The following is a 17128-nucleotide window of genomic DNA, read 5'->3' as shown; positions in this document are numbered from 1 at the left end:
TCTCCTGCAAGCCGGGCGGTCGGTCAGTTCTTGATGTCGTATTTCTTGACGATGCCGGCGTTGCGCTCCCACGTTTCGCGGGTTTCCCGCTGGAGCGCCGGGGTATCGACGTTCACCTCGGGCTCCATGCCCAGGTCGGAAAGCTTCTGCTGCACGGCGGGCGCCCGCGCCGCCTTCTGGACGACGGCGTGGATGCGGGCCAGCACGTCGGCAGGCAGCTTGGCCGACCCCATCAGGCCCACCCAGCCCATGAACTGGAGGTCTGGATAACCCATCTCGGCCGTGGTGGGAACGTTGGGCAGATGCCGGGAACGCTCCTTGCCGGAGAACGCGTAGGCGCGCAGCTTGCCGGTCTTGATGAGCGGCACGGAGGTCAGCATGCCGTCGAACATGAAGTCCACCTGCCCGCCCAGCACGGCCTGCAGCGCGGGTGGCGAGCCGGCATAGCCCACGTGCTGCAGGTCCAGCCCGGCCTTGTCGCTCAGGATCAGGCCGGCGTAGTGCGAGACCGTGCCCGGGCTGTAGCTGGCGTAGCTGCCCTGGCCCTTGCGTGTCTTCAAGTGCGCCAGCAGGCTCTGGAAATCACGCGCGGGATAGCCTGGCGCCGTGACCAGCACCACGCCGGAACGGGCCAGCGACGCCACCGGCAGGATGTCCTTGAGCGGATCGAACGGCATCTTGATGACATGCGGAATCTCCGACAGCACGTTGCTGGGCGCCATCGCCAGCGTGTAGCCATCGGGCGGCGCCTGCAGCATCGCCTGCAGGCCGATGGAAGCGCCGGCGCCCGGCTTGTTGTCCACGATCACCGGCTGCCCGACGTCGGCGGACAGTTGCTGCCCGACGACGCGCGCGATGATGTCCGCGGTGCCGCCGGCGGGGGCGGGAACGATCAGCTTGATGGGCTTGTCGGGCCAGGCCCAGGCGGTGCTGGCCAGGGCCAGGCCCAGTGCCGCCGTGGCGGCGCGTGTGGTCCATCTCATCATGTTGTCTCCCAGGAACGGGGTCAGAAGTTGTGGCGAACGCCGAGGCCGTAGTTGTTCGTGCCGTCCAGCCGCAGCATGGCGGCATAGATGAAGGTGCGCTTGGACAGCGCGTAGCGCCCTTCCAGCAGCGCGTTGGTGTACTTCTTGGCGGCCCACTCGTTCTTGGTGTCGCGGGTCACGTCCAGCGTGAGCGTGGCGGCGCCCATCGTGGCCTGGCCGCCCAGCGAGAAGCCACGGCGGCGCGCATTCACGCGGGTCGCCTGGTTGTACGAGGCCGCCACGGCAAAGCCGCCGAAGCTGTAGCGGCCGCCCAGCGAATAGCCGGCCTTGGCGTTCTGGACCTTGTTGACGCCCAGCGTGGCCACGATCGGGCCGGCCGCGTACTTCAGCGTGGCATCCCAGCGGGAAGCGCCGCCGTTGTCGTGCTTCAGCACATAGCCCAGATGGGCGCTGAAGTCGCCGAAGCGAGGCGTCCTGTAGCCGATCATGCTGTTGGTGCGCACCCCGGCGCCACCCCAGTTGTAGGTCGAGCCCACCACCGAATAGTTGGCCGCCGCGGTCAGTTGCCAGCTGATCATCGACAGGAACGAGGGCACGTAGGTGCGGCCCATTTCCAGTTGGCCCCAGCCGCCTTCCACGTACAGCCGCGCGCTGCGGCCCCAGAACCCGCCGCCGGAGCCGGTGGTCAGGTTGTTGCCGTTTTCCAGGCTGAGGTTGGTCTCGAAGTTGAAGCCCACCTTGAGGCCGCCGCCCAGATCCTCCACGCCACGCAGGCCGACGTGGCTGGTGGCGTGGTTCATCAGGCTGCCCGCGATCATCTGGGTCTTCTTGGCACCGGGGTTGTCACCGTACTCGATCTTGCCAATACCCGCGTCGGCCGCCCCGAAGATCGTGACGGAGGACTGGGCCATGGCGGCGCCGGACAGCCCCAGCGTGGCGCTCATGAGGACACATCGGATCGGCGCCGCGGCGGCGCGCACTGGCAGTTTCATCGGGTCGTCTCCTGATTCGTTGTTGAGGTGGAGGCGATTCCTCCACCCCGGCAAGTATCCGGATCGGACACGATGCCGACTTGCTCTATCGGGTCATCGGTTTGCTCTTTGGGGACTCGGCTTCGGCTTCTCAAGCCAGCGCCAGCACCACCGCCGACGCCTCCACCGCCAGCACGACACGGCTGCCGCCGCGCAGGCGGTTGGGCTTGGCGGCAAAACCCACCAACTGGCAGCCGGGCGCCACCGTGACCAGCACCTCGTCGCGCTGGGCGCCGCGCGACACCCGCGCCACCCGGCCCGGCAGGTGGTTGCGCGCGCCGCCCTGGGCGGGCTGCGCCGAAGCGTGGCCCGAGACCTCCACCGCCGTGGCCTTGCACAACGCCAGCACGGGCATGCCGGCTTCGAGCCCCAGCAGTTCGGCGCTCTCGCGCGTGATGGCCGAGCAAAACGCCGTCCCGTCCGGCAAGGCCAGGTGCACCATCACGGGATCGTGCCGGCCTTCGCTGTGCAAGCCCTGGACCACGCAGGACAAGTGGTTGCGCATGCTGGTGCGCGGTCCGGCGACGACGCTGGCGGGCGCGTCGTTGAAGCGCGCCAGCACGCCCTGGCGCGCCGCGGCCATCTGGCCGGCGGCTTCCAGCAGGCGCTCGCCCGCCGGCGTCAGCCGCGCGCCGCCGCCGCCCGCGCCGCCCACGCTGGCATCGACGAGCGGCTCGCCCGCCAGGTTGGTGAGGGTGTGGATGGCCTGCCAGGCGGCCTTGTAGCTCACGCCCGCCGCGCGCGCGGCCTGCGAGATGGAGCCGCGCTCGCCCACCAGCCGCAGCAGCTCGATGCGCTTGTCGGCCGGCGCGTAGCCAAGCGATCGGGCGGACACGGGCTTCATCCTCATGCCCGCGATTGTGCGCGGCTGGCCGACCCGTTCGCGCAATGACGCTACACTCGTTATTCTTTTTTAGAATAGCGCTTCATTCCTCCACGACATTCAAGGAGCCCGACCATGCCCGCCCTGCTTCACCGCCTGCTCGTTCTGAGCGCCGCCCTGGCCCTGGCGGGCGCCGCCCGGGCCGAAGTCGTGCAGGTGGCCGTCGCGGCCAACTTCACCGCGCCGGCCAAGGCGCTGGCCGAGGTGCTGGCCAAGACCACCGGCCACGAGGCCAGGCTGTCGTTCGGCGCCACCGGCGCCTTCTACACCCAGATCAAGAACGGCGCGCCCTTCGACGTGTTCCTGGCGGCCGACGACGAGCGGCCCCTCAAGCTGGAGCAGGAGGGCGACACCGTGCCCGGCACGCGCTTCACCTACGCCACCGGCCAACTGGTGCTGTGGTCGGCCAAGGCCGGCTTCGTCGACGACCAGGGCGCCGTGCTCAAGGGCGGCGGCTTCAACAAGCTCGCCATCGCCAACCCCAAGCTGGCCCCCTATGGCGCCGCCGCCGTTCAGACGATGGAAAAGCTGGGCCTGACGGCCGCGCTGCAGCCCAAGCTGGTGACGGGCGAGAGCATCGGCCAGACCTACAACTTCATCGCCACCGGCAACGCCGAACTGGGCTTCGTCGCGCTGTCGCAGGTGCTCGAGGGCGGCAAGCTCAAGGGCGGCTCGGCCTGGACCGTGCCGGCCCGGTACCACGAGGCGATCGTGCAGGATGCCGTGCAGCTCAAGCGCTCGGCCCACAACCCCGCCGCCAAGGCCTGGATGGATTTGCTGCGCACCCCCGGCACCAAGGACCTCATCCGCAGCTACGGCTACGCCGTGAAATAGGCGCCCGATCACGTTCTCCATGCTCGACGCCAACAGCTTGGCCGCCATCCGCCTGACGATCGAACTGTCGGTCCTGACCACGCTGATCCTGCTGGTGCTGGGCACGCCGCTGGCTTGGTGGGTCGCGCGCGGGCGCTCGCGCTGGCGCTCGCCGGCGCGGGCGCTGGTGTCGTTGCCGCTGGTGCTGCCGCCCTCGGTGCTGGGCTTCTACCTGCTGGTCGCGCTGGGCGCCAACGGGCCGCTGGGCCAGCTCACGCAGGCGCTCGGCTGGGGCACGCTGGCCTTCACCTTCTGGGGGCTGCTGATCGGCTCGATCATCTATTCGCTGCCCTTCGTCGTGCAGCCGCTCATCAACGCCTTCGAGAGCCTGGGCCAGCGCCCGCTGGAGGCCGCCGCCACGCTGCGCGCCGGGCCGCTGGACGCCTTCTGGCACGTGGCGCTGCCGCTGGCGCGGCCGGGCTACCTGACGGGCGCGGTGATGGGCTTCGCGCACACGCTGGGCGAGTTCGGCGTGGTGCTGATGATCGGCGGCAACATCCCCGGCGCCACGCGGGTGCTGTCGGTGCAGATCTACGACCACGTCGAGGCGCTGGAGTACGCGCAGGCCCACTGGCTGGCCGGCGGCATGCTGCTGTTCAGCTTTACCGTGTTGCTGGCGCTGCACCTGACGCAGGCGCGCCAGCGGTCGCCATGAGTGACGGACGCTATCTAATCAATAGCTACTGGCTCAACACCCATGCCGACTACGTGCCAATTTGATTCAAAAACCGGCGATGGCATCGCCGTGCGTGCCCGCGTGCGGCACGGCACGGCCTTCACGCTCGACGTCGACCTGTGCCTGCCCGGCCGGGGCGTCAGCGCCGTCTTCGGCCCCTCGGGTTGCGGCAAGACCACGCTGCTGCGCTGCGTGGCCGGGCTGACGCGGCCCGCGCCCGGCCGCGTCGTGGTCAACGGCGACACGTGGCACGACGACGGCGCGGGCGTGTGGCGCCCCACGCACCGGCGCCCGCTGGGGCTGGTGTTCCAGGAAGCCAGCCTGTTCGATCACCTGACGGTGCAGGGCAACCTGGACTTCGGCCTCAAGCGCGTGCCCGCCGCCGAACGCCGCGTGGCGCTGGCCCAGGCCGTCGAGCTGCTGGGCATCGGCCCCCTGCTGGCTCGCCGGCCGGCGAACCTGTCCGGCGGCGAGCGCCAGCGCGTGGCCATCGCCCGGGCGCTGGCCACCAGCCCGCGCCTGCTGCTGCTGGACGAGCCGCTGGCCTCGCTCGACGCCGCGCGCAAGGCCGAGCTGCTGCCCTACTTCGAGCGCCTGTCGCGCGAGCTGGGCATCCCCATGCTCTACGTCACGCACTCGCTCGACGAAGTGGCGCGCCTGGCCGACCACCTGCTGCTGCTGGAGGCCGGCCGCCTGCATGCCCTCGGCCCCACCGCCGGCCTGCTGGCGCGGCTGGACGTGGCCCTGGCCCACGGCGACGCGGCCGGCACGCTGATCGAAGGCACCGTCGCCGCCCTCGACGCCGCCGACCACCTGATGCACGTGCGCTTCGCCGGCGGCGTGCTGCAGTGCGTGCAGGCGCCCGGCACGCCCGTGCGCGCGCCCGGCCAGCCGCTGCGGCTGCGCGTGCAGGCGCGCGACGTGAGCCTGGCGCTCAGCCCCGCGGCGGACACCAGCATCCTCAACGTGCTGCCGGCCACCGTGCGGTCGCTGGCCGACGACGGCCCGGCGCAGGTGCTGGTGGCGCTGGACGCCGGCGGTGCCGCGCTGCTGGCGCGCGTGACGCGCAAGTCCGCCCGCGCGCTGGCGCTGGCCCCCGGTCGGCGCGTGTTCGCGCAGGTCAAGGGCGTGGCGGTGCTGGACTGATCGCCCCCAGCCGCGCGAAGTTCGCTGCCCCTGGAGCGACGTTTTTTCCTCGCGGCAGCCCGTCGGCAGGGAACGGCCAAACCGACATTCCACCAAGCGCTCAGGTCGTTCGGGATACCCCCCTCGCGCCGCGCGGAAGCGCCTATTTACAATCGCGAACCGTCCCCCGCGGGGACGGCGCCAACCGCGCTACCCGCGCGCCGGACAGGACCACCACGGAGATCCCGATGCAAGCGCTGCTCAAACTGTCACGGGCCATCGACTGGCTCAACGCCACGGTCGGCAAGTTCGTCATCTGGCTGATCTTCGCCGCCACCGTCATCAGCGCATTGAACGCCGTCGTGCGCAAGATCTTCAACTACAGCTCCAACGGCTTCCTCGAAGTGCAGTGGTACCTGTTCGCCTGGTCGTTCCTGGTGGCCGCCGGCTACACCCTGCTGCACCGCGAGCACGTGCGCATCGACGTGCTCAACAGCCGCCTGTCCAAGAAGACGCAGGTCTGGATCGACATCATCGGCTTCGCGTTCTTTCTGACCCCGCTGTGCATCATGGTGCTGTACATGGGCGTGCCCATGGTGATCGAGAAATTCCAGTCGGGCGAGATGTCGGGCAACCCTGGCGGCCTGATCCGCTGGCCGGTGTGGCTGGCGCTGCCGCTCGGGTTCGTGCTGCTGATGCTGCAGGGCTGGTCGGAGCTGATCAAGCGCATCGCGTACCTGGCAGGCCAGGGGCCGGACCCGATGGGCCGCCTGACCGACAAGACCGCCGAGGAAGAGCTGGCCGAGGCGCTTCGCCGGGAAGCCGCCAGCACCCCCGCCCCGCAGGCCCGCTGACCGAACCGAAGGCCTGGACACCATGGAATTCATCACCGCCAACTACGCCCCCATCATGTTCGTGGGGCTGATCTGCTTTCTGATCGTCGGCTTCCCGGTCGCCTTCAGCCTGGGTGCCTGCGGCATCTTCTTCGGCCTGCTGGGCATCGAGCTGGACATCTTCCCCTCCTCCATCATGGCCTGGCTGCCGCAGCGGCTGATCGGCATCATGGCCAACGACACGCTGCTGGCGGTGCCCTTCTTCACCCTGATGGGGCTGATCCTGGAGCGCAGCGGCATGGCCGAGGACCTGCTCGACACCGTGGGCCAGGTGTTCGGCCCGCTGCGCGGCGGCCTGGCGCTGGCGGTGATCTTCGTCGGCGCGCTGCTGGCGGCCACCACCGGCGTGGTGGCGGCGTCGGTGATCTCGATGGGCCTGATCTCGCTGCCCATCATGCTGCGCTACGGCTACGACCGGCGCCTGACCAGCGGCGTGATCGCGGCCTCCGGCACGCTGGCGCAGATCATCCCGCCCTCGCTGGTGCTGATCATCATGGCCGACCAGCTCGGCCGCAGCGTCGGCGACATGTACAAGGGCGCCTTCGTCCCGGCCTTCATGCTGGTCGGCCTGTACGTGCTGTGGGTGGTGCTGCTGGCCATCTTCCGGCCGAAGCTGGTGCCGGCGCTGCCGCCCGAGGCCCGCACCTACCGCCAACCCGACGGCGGCAGCGGCTATGCGTCGCTCACCGTGCTCATGGTGGTTTCGGCCCTGGTGTCCATCTTCCTGGCGCGCCACATGGCGGACGCGCACACCTGGTGGGAAGGCCACCTGGTCGAGTCGGTGCCCACCGACGAGAAGGTCGTCGTCGCCATGTGCGGCGGCGTGTTCGTGGCGTGGCTCATCGCCGCCGTCAACCACGTCGCGAAGCTGGGCCTGCTGTCCAGGCTGGCCGAGCGCGTGACCTTCGTGCTGATACCGCCGCTGCTGCTGATCTTCCTGGTGCTGGGCACCATCTTCCTGGGCGTTGCCACGCCCACCGAGGGCGGCGCCATGGGCGCGGTGGGCGCGCTCGCCATGGCCGCCCTGCGCCGGCGCATGAGCTGGTCGCTGCTCAAGCAGGCGCTGGCCTCGACCACCAGGCTGTCCTCGTTCGTGATGTTCATCCTGATCGGCGCCACCGTGTTCAGCATGGTGTTCCAGGCCGCCGACGGCCCGAAGTGGGTCGAGCACCTGCTGTCGGACCTGCCCGGCGGCCAGGTGGGCTTTCTGGTGCTGGTGAACTTCATGATCTTCTTCCTGGCGTTCTTCCTGGACTATTTCGAGCTGTCCTTCATCGTGGTGCCGCTGCTGGCGCCGGTGGCCGACAAGCTGGGGATCGACCTGATCTGGTTCGGCGTGCTGCTGGCGGTCAACATGCAGACCTCCTTCCTGCACCCGCCGTTCGGCTTCGCGCTGTTCTTCCTGCGCTCGGTCGCGCCCGAGAAGCCCTACGTCGACCGCGTGACCGGCAAGGTCATGGAGCCGGTGACGACGATGCAGATCTACAAGGGCGCCATCCCGTTCCTGATCCTGCAGCTCACGATGGTCGGCGTCCTGATCGCCTTCCCGGGCCTGGTGACCGGCAGCCTGGACAAGAAGATCGAATTCAACATGGAAGACGTTGGCGCCCAGATGCGCGAGAGCCTGGGCAACACCGAGGGCTATGGCGGCACCGACGCGCCCGCCGCCGGCGCATCGGAGCAAGGCTGGGGCAGCGACAGCGCCTGGGGCGGCGAACAAGCCCAGCCCGGCGACGAGGGCGGCGCCCCGGCCGAGGGCGCCCCGGCGTCCGAACCGGAAGCGGGCGGCTGGGGCAGCGACGACCCCGCCAAGGCCCTGAGCGAGGCGCTCAAGCAGGACGACGCCAAATAGGCCCCGAGGCGCCGGGGCTGACGCGCCGATAGCTCATCCATTGATAGCTATCCACGCAATATCCACGCGGGCTAGAGGCAATACTCGTCACTCAATGATGTGAATTGCGGCGTCTTCGGTAGCGTGAACGCAAGAAAGCCCGCGCGGTGCGCGGGCTTTCTTGCCGCGCGCCCGTCAAATCTTCACCGAGTTGATGTACTGGTTGAACGGGAACTCCGAGTAGCGGTTCCACAGGATCTGGTTGCGCTGGAAGGCGCGCATGTCCTGGTGGATCTTCTTGAAGTCGGGCGACTTGGCCTCGTGCTCGGCGAACACGTCCATCGAGGCCTTGAAGCCGGCGTCCATGACCGATTTCGGGAACAGCGTCAGCTTGGTGCCGCTGGCCACGAGGCGCTTGAGCGCGAGCGGGTTGAGCGCCTGGTACTTGGACGTCATGTCGGCCGCCGCCACCGCCGCGGCCGCCTTCACGATGGCCTGGTTCTCGGGCGAGAGCTTCGCGAGGGCCTTGTTGTTGATGAAGAACTCCAGGTCGGCGCTGCCCTCCCACCAGCCAGGGTAGTAGTAGTAGGGCGCGACCTTGTTGAAGCCCAGCTTTTCGTCGTCGTAAGGGCCGACGAACTCGGCCGCGTCCAGCGTGCCCTTCTCCAGCGACTGGTACACGTCGCCGGCGGGCATGTTCTGCGCCACCACGCCCAGCTTGGCCATGGCCTCGCCGAAGACGCCGCCGCCCAGGCGCATCTTCAGGCCCTTCAGGTCCGCGGGCGACTTGATCTGCTTGCGGTACCAGCCACCCATCTGGGTGGTGGTGTTGCCGGCGCTCAACGTGCTGAAGTTGTACTTGGCGAAGAAGGCGTCCAGCAGCTTGCGGCCGTTGCCGTGGTCCTTCCAGGAGGCCATCTGCAGCGTGGTGAGGCCAAACGGCACCGCGCAGCTGAAGGCGAAAACGGGATCCTTGCCGGTGAAGTAGTAGGCCGCCGTCTGGGCCATCTCGATGGTGTCCTTCTCCAGCGCGTCGACCACGCCGAAGGCGGGCATCAGCTCGCCGCCGGGGTGCACCGACACCTCGAACTTGCCACCCGACAGCGCCTTGACGGTCTGCGAGAACCTCTCGGCGCTGCCGAAGATCGTGTCGAGCGACTTCGGAAAGCTCGACGCCATGCGCCAGCGCACCGCCGCCTGGGCATGCACCGCCGGTGCCACGCCGGCAGCCAGCACGCCCGCGATGCCGGTACGCTTGATCAGGGAACGACGGTCCATGTGTTGTGACTCCTTGAACAGACAACAGGTTGAAATACGAAGCCGGTCGAGTGTAGCGGGCGGTCAGCCCGACCGGCCACTAGGGAATCACCTGCCGCCGCCCACCGTCTGGAGACTGGGCGCCGCCGGCACCAGCGCCAGCAGGTCGGCGAAGCGCTGCCGCACCGAGGCCTCGATGCCGCTGGCGTCCAGGCCTTCCAGCGCCAGCAGCCGTGCTGGATCGCCGTGCTCGATGAAGCGGTCGGGCAGGCCCAGGTGCAGCAGCGGCCTGGCGATGCCGGCCGCCGCCAGCGCCTCGGCCACGGCGCTGCCGGCGCCGCCCATGACGGCACCCTCTTCCACGGTCACCAGCACGTCATGGCTGGCGGCCACCTGCGCCAGCAGGCCAGTGTCCAGCGGCTTGACCCAGCGCATGTTGGCCACGGTGGCGTTCAGCCGCTCGGCCGCCTGCAGCGCCGGATGGAGCAACGTGCCGAAGGCCAGGATGGCGATGCGCTCGCCCCGCCGGCGGATCTCGCCCTGGCCGAAGGGCAGGCCCGCCAGGTCGGCCAGCGGCGCCACGCCCACCCCCGCGCCGCGCGGGTAGCGCACGGCCACCGGATGGTCCTGCTCGTACGCGGTGGTCAGCAGTTGGCGGCATTCGCGCTCGTCGGCCGGGCAGGCCAGGCTGACGTTGGGCACGCAGCGCAGGTAGGCGATGTCGTAGTTGCCGGCGTGGGTCGCGCCGTCGGCGCCCACCAGGCCGGCGCGGTCGAGCGCGAACACCACCGGCAGGTTCTGGATCGCCACGTCGTGGATCAACTGGTCGTAGGCGCGCTGCAGGAAGGTGGAGTAGATCGCCACCACCGGCTTGAGCCCCTCGCAGGCCAGCCCGGCGGCGAAGGTGACGGCATGCTGCTCGGCGATGCCGACGTCGTAGTAGCGGTCCGGGAAGCGCCGATGGAACTCCACCATGCCCGAGCCCTCGCGCATGGCGGGGGTGATGCCCACCAGGCGCGCGTCCTGGGCGGCCATGTCGCACAGCCACTGGCCGAACACCTGGGTGAAGGTCTGCTTCGGGGCAACGGCCGGCTTGACCAGGCCGACGGCGGGGTCGAACTTGCCGGGGCCGTGGTAGGCCACCGGGTCGGCCTCGGCCAGCTTGTAGCCCTGGCCCTTCTTCGTCACCACATGCAGGAACTGCGGGCCGGCGCGGTCGGCCATCAGGTCGCGGATGTTCTCCAGCGTGGGAATGAGCGAATCCAAATCGTGCCCGTCGATCGGGCCGATGTAGTTGAAGCCGAACTTCTCGAACAGCGTGGCCGGCACGACCATGCCCTTGGCCTGCTGCTCCAGCCGCTTGGCCAGTTGGAACAGCGGCGGCACCGGCCCCAGCACGGTCTTGCCGACGTTCTTGGCGGCGGCGTAGAAGTGGCCGCTCATCAGTTGCGCCAGGTAGCGGTTGAGCGCGCCCACGGGCGGGCTGATCGACATGTCGTTGTCGTTGAGCACCACCAGCAGGCGCGCGTCGCGCTCCACGCCGGCGTTGTTCAGCGCCTCGAAGGCCATGCCGGCGGTCATGGCGCCGTCGCCGATGACGGCGACCGACTTGCGGTCCTCGCCCTTCTGGCGCGCCGCCAGCGCCATGCCCAGCGCGGCCGAGATGCTGGTGGACGAATGCGCGGTGCCGAAGGTGTCGTACTCGCTCTCATCGCGGCGCGGGAAGCCGGACATGCCCCCCAGTTGGCGCAGCGTCGGCATGCGCTCGCGCCGGCCGGTCAGGATCTTGTGCGGGTAGGTCTGGTGGCCCACGTCCCACACCAGCCGGTCGTAGGGCGTGTTGAAAACGTGGTGCAGCGCGATGGTCAGCTCCACCGTGCCCAGGTTGGAGCTGAGGTGTCCGCCGGTGCGGGCCACGTTCTGCAGCACGCATTCGCGCAACTCGTCCGCCAATGCCTTGAGCTGCGGGCGCGTCAGGTGCCGCAGCCCCGCGGGGTCGTGGATGGTGTCGAGAAGATTCGTGGTCATGTCAGTTGTCCAGTGAGCCACCGGCCACCCGCCGCGCCGCAACCGCAAGGATTCCAATGGCTGCGGAGCGAGCCATGCCAGCGACCGCCGCGGCCCGGCTCCGCCGGGTCGCTGGCGGTGCCCCCTCGAGGGGGGAGGAGGAACAACGCGAAGCGTGTGGAGCCTGGGGGGTGTTTCATCTGTTGCGTTGGACCACCAAGTCGGCCAGCGCGCGCAGGCGCCCAGCGTCGGGCAGGCCGCTGGCGTCGAGCGCGCGGTGCGCCTGCGCCAGCAGCTCGCGCGCCAGCGCCCGCGACGCATCGAGGCCCAGCAGCGAGACGTAGGTGGGTTTGTCGGCGGCGGCGTCCTTGCCGGCGGTCTTGCCCAGCGCGGCGGAATCGGCGGTGACGTCCAGGATGTCGTCGACCACCTGGAACGCCAGCCCGACCGCCGCGCCGTAATCGTCCAGCGCGGCGAGCGCCGCCTCGCCCACGCCTTGCGGCGCGCAGGCCGCCCCCATGCGCACGCTGCCCTGCAGCAGCGCGCCGGTCTTGAGCCGGTGCATGCCGCGCAGTTGGGGCTCGCTCAGGGGCTTGCCCACGCTCGCCAGGTCGATCGCCTGCCCGCCGGCCATGCCGCCGCTGCCGGCGGCGCGCGCCAGCAGGCGGCACAGCGCGGCCTGCATCGCCTCGGGCACGCTGCCGTCGCCCGGCGTGAGCAGCTCGAACGCCAGCGCCTGCAGCGCATCGCCCGCCAGCAGTGCCTGGGCCTCGCCGAAGCGCACGTGCACGGTGGGCTTGCCGCGCCGCAGCACGTCGTTGTCCATGCAGGGCATGTCGTCGTGCACCAGCGAATAGGCGTGGATCAGCTCCACCGCGCAGGCCGCGCGCAGCGCCGCCTGGTCGTTGCCCCGCACGGCCTCGCAGGCCGCCAGCACCAGCAGCGGGCGCGCCCGCTTGCCGCCGTCCAGCACGGCGTAGCGCATGGCCTCGCCCAGCCCGGCGGGCGCGTCGGCCGGCACCCAGCGGTGCAGCGCCTGCTCGACCCGCGCCAATTGGGCATCGGACCAGCCGGGGAAATCCAGCGACGTCATTCGGCCGCCCAGGGTCTGGCCGCGCCGCCATCGTCCAGCACCTTCACCTGGTCCTCGACGGCCTGCAGGCGGTCGCGGCAGTAGCGCAGCAGTTCGGCGCCGCGCTGGTACTGGCCCAGCAGCTCCTCCAGCGGCAACTGGCCGGATTCGAGCCCGGCGACGAGTTGCTCGAGCTGCTGCACGGCATCGCCATAGCTGGCGGGCGGCGCGGGGCTGGCGTGGGATTTCCTGGACATAAAGTGGCGCAAAGCCGTGCATTTTAGGTCGCTCCCCCCCGGCGAGGGCCGGCACCGCGCCCGGCACGCCCACGGGTCAACGCCCGCCGAGCCCGCCCCGGCAGGCCTGCTCGGCTAGAATCGCCGGCTCCCTTGGGCCAAAGCCTGGGGTTCGCGCGCCAAATATCCTCAGATGCCAAAGCGCTGAGGGCCTGTTCACAGGCTCTTACCTGCCCCTTCATAGGGGGAGTCTCTAGGTCGGAACACCATGTCTGATTTAAGTCTTCAATTCCAGCAGGCGGCAAGTCAACTTCCCGTCCATTCCTACTTCGACCCGGCGCTGTTCGAGCGCGAGATGAGGCTCATCTTCGAGTCCGGCCCGCGCTACGTCGGGCATGCGCTCGCCGTGCCGAACCCGGGCGACTATTTCGCCCTGCCGCACGAGGCCGGGGGCCGCGCGCTGGTGCGCAACGCGCAGGGCGGCGTCGAACTGCTGTCCAACGTGTGCCGCCACCGCCAGGCCGTGATGCTGAAGGGCCGTGGCTCGCTGCAGGCCGCGGCGCCGGGCCATGCCGGGGGCAACATCGTGTGCCCGCTGCACCGCTGGACCTATTCGCCGCGCGGCGACCTGATCGGCGCGCCGCACTTCAAGCACGACCCCTGCCTGAACCTGAACAACTACCGCCTGCGCGAATGGAACGGCCTGCTGTTCGAGGACAACGGCCGCGACATCGCCGCCGACCTGGCGGGCATGGGCGTGGCGGCCGAGCTGTCCTTCGACGGCTACGCGCTCGACCACGTCGAGCTGCACGAATGCCACTACAACTGGAAGACCTTCATCGAGGTCTACCTGGAGGACTACCACGTCGGCCCCTTCCACCCCGGCCTGGGCAACTTCGTCACCTGCGACGACCTGCGCTGGCAGTTCGGGCGTGAATACTCGGTGCAGACCGTGGGCGTGGCCGGCAAGCTGGGCAAGCCCGGCAGCCCGGTGTACGAGCGCTGGCACGCCGAGCTGCTGAAGTACCGGGGCGGCCGGCCGCCCGCGCACGGCGCCATCTGGCTCACCCACTACCCGCACATCATGGTGGAGTGGTACCCGCACGTGCTCACCGTCTCGACGCTGCACCCCGTCAGCCCGACGAAGACGCTGAACATGGTGGAGTTCTACTACCCCGAGGAGATCGCCTGCTTCGAGCGCGAATTCGTCGAAGCCCAGCGCGCCGCCTACATGGAGACCTGCATCGAGGACGACGAAATCGCCGAGCGCATGGACGCCGGCCGCCAGGCCCTGATGAAGCGCGGCGACAACGAGGTCGGCCCCTACCAGAGCCCGATGGAAGACGGCATGCAGCACTTCCACGAGTGGTACCGGCGCGCGATGGGCTGGACCCTCACCACCTGAGTGCCCCCTCAACCCATGGCGGCCTGCGCACGGACCATCAGCGCCCAGGCCGCTTTCCCTATCTGGACAGACGCCGCTCATGCAAGCCGCCTGGATGATCGCCGCCTCGCTGTTCTTCGCGGGCATGAGCGTGTGCATCAAATACGCCTCGCTCCACTTCGGGCCGCTGGAGATCGTCTGCTACCGCGGCGCCATCGGCCTGCTCGTCATGAGCCTGCTGTCGCGCTCGCGCGGCGTCAGCCTGCGCACGGACGTGCCCATGATGCACGCGTGGCGCAACCTGGTGGGCGTGTCGGCGCTGGTGGCGTGGTTCTACGCCATCGCGCACCTGCCGCTGGCCACCGCCATGACGCTCAACTACATGAGCGGCGTGTGGGTCGCCGCCTTCGTCATCGGCGGCACGCTGGTCATGGGCCGCCTGGCCGACGTGCGCCGCCAGGGGCCGCTGATCCTGGCCGTGATGGCGGGTTTCGCCGGCGTGGTGATGATGCTGCGGCCCACGCTGGACCAGAACCAGCTCTTCGCCGGCCTGATCGGCCTGCTGTCGGGGCTGATGTACGCGCTGGCCTACATGCAGGTCGCCGCCCTCGGCCGCGTGGGCGAGCCGGTGGCGCGCACGGTGTTCTACTTCTCGCTCGGCGCCACGCTGGCCGGCGGCGTCGGCATGCTGTTCTTCGAGATGCACCCGCTCGACACCGTGCATGCGCTGTGGCTGCTGCCCGTGGGCGTGCTGGCCGCGCTGGGCCAGTTGTGCATGACGCGCGCCTACACCCGCGGCGCCACCATGGTGGTGGCCAACCTGCAATACTCGGGCATCGTGTTCGCGGCGCTGTTCGGGCTGTTCCTGTTCGGTGACCGGATCCCGCTGATCGGCTGGCTCGGCATGGCCACCATCATCGCCAGCGGCATCACCGCCACCTTCCTGCGCGCCCGGGCGCTGCCCAACCCCCCCGCCGAGGAGCATTGACACCGATGTACACGCACCTGATTTCCGCCCACCAGCTGCAGGCCCTGCAGGCCAGCGGCGCGCCGCTGATGGTGTTCGACTGCAGCTTCGACCTGGCCAACCCCGCCCAGGCCGACGCGATGTTCGCCAGCAAGCACATCGCCGGCAGCGTGCAAGCCCACCTCGACCGCGACCTGAGCGCCCATTCGGCCGCCGACGCGGTCAACGGCGGCCGCCATCCGCTACCAAAAAGAGAGCTGTTCGCGCAGACCCTGCGCCGGCTGGGCTTCGAAAACACCATGCAAGCCGTGGTCTACGACCGCAACGGCGCCAACTACTGCGGGCGCCTGTGGTGGATGCTGAAGTGGGCCGGCCACGACGCCGTGGCCGTGCTCGACGGCGGCCTGGCCGCCTGGGAGGCGGCCGGCGGCGCGCTCGGCTCCGGCCCGGCCCCGGCGCGCCCGCCCTCCGGCTTCCAGCTCGGGCTCGAACTGCGCCGCTGGGTCGCCACCCAGGACGTCGCCGCGCGCCTGGAGCAGCCCGCGCAGACCCTGATCGACGCCCGCGGCGCGCCGCGCTACCGCGGCGAGGTGGAGCCGCTGGACCCCATCGCCGGCCACATCCCCGGCGCGCTGAACCGCCCCTTCACCGACAACTTCGGCGCCGACGGCCGCTTCAAGCCGGCGAGCCAGCTCCAGGCCGAGTTCGACCGCCTGCTGGCCGGGCGCGACCCGGCCACCGTGGTGCACCACTGCGGCAGCGGCGTCAGCGCCGTGCCCAACCTGATCGCGATGGAACTGGCCGGCCACGCGCCCGCGCCGCTGTACGCCGGCAGCTACAGCGAATGGAGCCGCACGCCGGGGCTGCCGACGGCGCAAGGCTGAGGCCGCGCCGGACGCTCCTTTTTCAGGAGCTGTCAGCGCAATACCCATGCGGGCTTGAGTCCCATATGGCTTGAAATCCGCCAGCGCCGGCGTCAATGCGCGTGGCCCAGCCCCAACTCGCCCACCAGCACCACCAGCCCCATGCCGATGCCCAGCCAGACGATCTGCGCCGCCGTCTCGCGCGCGTTCAGGCGCTTCTGCAGCTGCGGGATCAGGTCGGCCAGCGCCACGTAGATGAAGCTGCTGGCCGCCAGCACCAGCAGGTAGGGCAGCAGGCCCGACAACTGCCCGACCAGCACGTAGCCGGCCAACCCGCCCAGCGCCGTCACCGCGCCAGCCAGCGACACCTTGAGCAGCGCCGCGCGCCGGCTGCCCCGGCTGCCCGAGCGCAGCACGGCCAGGTCGCCCATGTGGTGCGGCACCTCGTGCACCAGCACCGCCAGCGCCGCCGCCACGCCCAGGTGCAGATCGGCCAGGAAGGCCGAGGCGATCAGCACCCCGTCGCCGAAGCAGTGCACGCCGTCGCCCGCCAGCACGGCCCAGCCGCCGCGCGGACCGTGACCGTGATCACGGCCATGGCGTGCGCATGGCCATGGACATGGTGGTACCCGTGGCCCCGCGCGGCGCCGGGCTCGGCCATGGCCTCGTCCAGCGTCGGCAGCGTGGGGTGGTGCTCGTGGCCGTGGTGCCACAGCTCGGCCTTGTCCAGCAGGAAGAAGAACACCAGCCCCGCCAGCACGGTGGTGGACAGCGCGTGCACCTCCACCCCGCTCTCGAAGGCCTCGGGCAGCAGCCTCATGAAGGCGGTGGCCAGCAGCGCGCCGGCGGCCAGGCTCAGCATGTGCTGCGTGTGGCGCGCCAGCACGCCCAACGACAGCGCCGCCGCGATCCACACGCTGCCGACGCCGGCCATCAGGGTGCCGGCCAGGATTGCTATTAAATTCATATCTGCAAGCGCTTTGTCCATGCGGACCAGCGGCATAAAACACTAAAAAACGGCGTCATCCGGGCCGGCGCCATGAA

The 17128-nt window shown here is 69.9% G+C and carries 15 protein-coding genes and 1 pseudogene; 8 read left to right on the top strand and 8 right to left on the bottom strand.

Annotated features, from left to right (window positions below):
• Positions 1 to 23: 23 nt before the first annotated feature.
• The 3 genes from IPG65_RS02650 to IPG65_RS02640 all read right to left on the bottom strand — a co-directional run bounded on the left by IPG65_RS02650 (position 24) and on the right by IPG65_RS02640 (position 2861).
• On the bottom strand, positions 24 to 983 hold the full coding sequence (locus IPG65_RS02650) for a tripartite tricarboxylate transporter substrate binding protein (protein ID WP_293187731.1): 960 nt from the start codon (positions 981 to 983) through the stop codon (positions 24 to 26).
• 23 nt (positions 984 to 1006) lie between these two features.
• Positions 1007 to 1978 carry a porin gene (locus IPG65_RS02645; RefSeq protein ID WP_293187730.1) on the bottom strand — a complete coding sequence of 324 codons (972 nt, stop codon included), beginning with the start codon at positions 1976 to 1978 and terminating at the stop codon, positions 1007 to 1009.
• Between the two features lie 130 nt (positions 1979 to 2108).
• Positions 2109 to 2861, bottom strand: coding sequence for a TOBE domain-containing protein (locus tag IPG65_RS02640; RefSeq protein WP_293187941.1), 753 nt, complete (start codon positions 2859 to 2861; stop codon positions 2109 to 2111).
• A gap of 114 nt (positions 2862 to 2975) precedes the next feature.
• Between IPG65_RS02640 and modA the strand changes: the two genes are divergently transcribed.
• From modA to IPG65_RS02615, 5 genes are all read left to right on the top strand, one after another.
• Entirely contained in the window at positions 2976 to 3734 is a 759-nt protein-coding gene (gene modA, locus IPG65_RS02635; protein ID WP_293187729.1) for a molybdate ABC transporter substrate-binding protein, read from the top strand.
• Positions 3735 to 3753: 19 nt separating this feature from the next.
• On the top strand, positions 3754 to 4428 hold the full coding sequence (gene modB / locus IPG65_RS02630; protein ID WP_293187728.1) for a molybdate ABC transporter permease subunit: 675 nt from the start codon (positions 3754 to 3756) through the stop codon (positions 4426 to 4428).
• 42 nt (positions 4429 to 4470) lie between these two features.
• Positions 4471 to 5595 (top strand): molybdenum ABC transporter ATP-binding protein, encoded by a 1125-nt coding sequence (modC, locus tag IPG65_RS02625; RefSeq protein WP_293187727.1) that lies wholly within the window; start codon positions 4471 to 4473, stop codon positions 5593 to 5595.
• 227 nt (positions 5596 to 5822) lie between these two features.
• A complete protein-coding gene (locus IPG65_RS02620; protein ID WP_293187726.1) occupies positions 5823 to 6428 on the top strand; it encodes a TRAP transporter small permease subunit in 606 nt (201 codons plus the stop codon).
• A 22-nt stretch (positions 6429 to 6450) separates the two neighbouring features.
• On the top strand, positions 6451 to 8319 hold the full coding sequence (locus IPG65_RS02615) for a TRAP transporter large permease subunit (RefSeq protein ID WP_293187725.1): 1869 nt from the start codon (positions 6451 to 6453) through the stop codon (positions 8317 to 8319).
• 174 nt (positions 8320 to 8493) lie between these two features.
• Here the strand turns inward: IPG65_RS02615 and dctP are convergent, their stop codons facing one another.
• The 4 genes from dctP to xseB form a co-directional block, all read right to left on the bottom strand.
• Positions 8494 to 9576, bottom strand: coding sequence for a TRAP transporter substrate-binding protein (gene dctP / locus IPG65_RS02610; protein ID WP_293187724.1), 1083 nt, complete (start codon positions 9574 to 9576; stop codon positions 8494 to 8496).
• Positions 9577 to 9663: 87 nt separating this feature from the next.
• On the bottom strand, positions 9664 to 11583 hold the full coding sequence (gene dxs, locus IPG65_RS02605) for a 1-deoxy-D-xylulose-5-phosphate synthase (protein WP_293187723.1): 1920 nt from the start codon (positions 11581 to 11583) through the stop codon (positions 9664 to 9666).
• Between the two features lie 175 nt (positions 11584 to 11758).
• Positions 11759 to 12655 carry a polyprenyl synthetase family protein gene (locus tag IPG65_RS02600; RefSeq protein ID WP_293187722.1) on the bottom strand — a complete coding sequence of 299 codons (897 nt, stop codon included), beginning with the start codon at positions 12653 to 12655 and terminating at the stop codon, positions 11759 to 11761.
• A complete protein-coding gene (gene xseB / locus IPG65_RS02595; protein ID WP_293187721.1) occupies positions 12652 to 12891 on the bottom strand; it encodes an exodeoxyribonuclease VII small subunit in 240 nt (79 codons plus the stop codon). Before xseB ends, IPG65_RS02600 begins: the two co-directional genes overlap by 4 nt.
• Positions 12892 to 13138: 247 nt before the next feature.
• On the opposite strand from xseB, the gene IPG65_RS02590 reads away from it, so the two are divergent.
• From IPG65_RS02590 to IPG65_RS02580, 3 genes are all read left to right on the top strand, one after another.
• Positions 13139 to 14275, top strand: a complete 1137-nt coding sequence (locus IPG65_RS02590) for an aromatic ring-hydroxylating dioxygenase subunit alpha (RefSeq protein WP_293187720.1) — start codon at positions 13139 to 13141, stop codon at positions 14273 to 14275.
• Positions 14276 to 14354: 79 nt separating this feature from the next.
• Positions 14355 to 15242, top strand: a complete 888-nt coding sequence (locus IPG65_RS02585) for a DMT family transporter (protein ID WP_293187719.1) — start codon at positions 14355 to 14357, stop codon at positions 15240 to 15242.
• A gap of 5 nt (positions 15243 to 15247) precedes the next feature.
• Complete coding sequence (locus tag IPG65_RS02580; RefSeq protein WP_293187718.1) at positions 15248 to 16105, top strand: sulfurtransferase; 858 nt, start codon at positions 15248 to 15250, stop codon at positions 16103 to 16105.
• Positions 16106 to 16197: 92 nt separating this feature from the next.
• On the opposite strand, the pseudogene IPG65_RS02575 reads toward IPG65_RS02580, so the two are convergent.
• Positions 16198 to 17051 (bottom strand): annotated as a pseudogene (locus IPG65_RS02575) (ZIP family metal transporter).
• Between the last annotated feature and the right edge of the window lie 77 nt (positions 17052 to 17128).

The organism is Ottowia sp., assembly GCF_016703145.1.
Classification (GTDB): domain Bacteria; phylum Pseudomonadota; class Gammaproteobacteria; order Burkholderiales; family Burkholderiaceae_C; genus Ottowia.
Note: the sequence above shows the minus strand (reverse complement) of the source record. Positions and strands in the feature narration are given on the sequence as shown.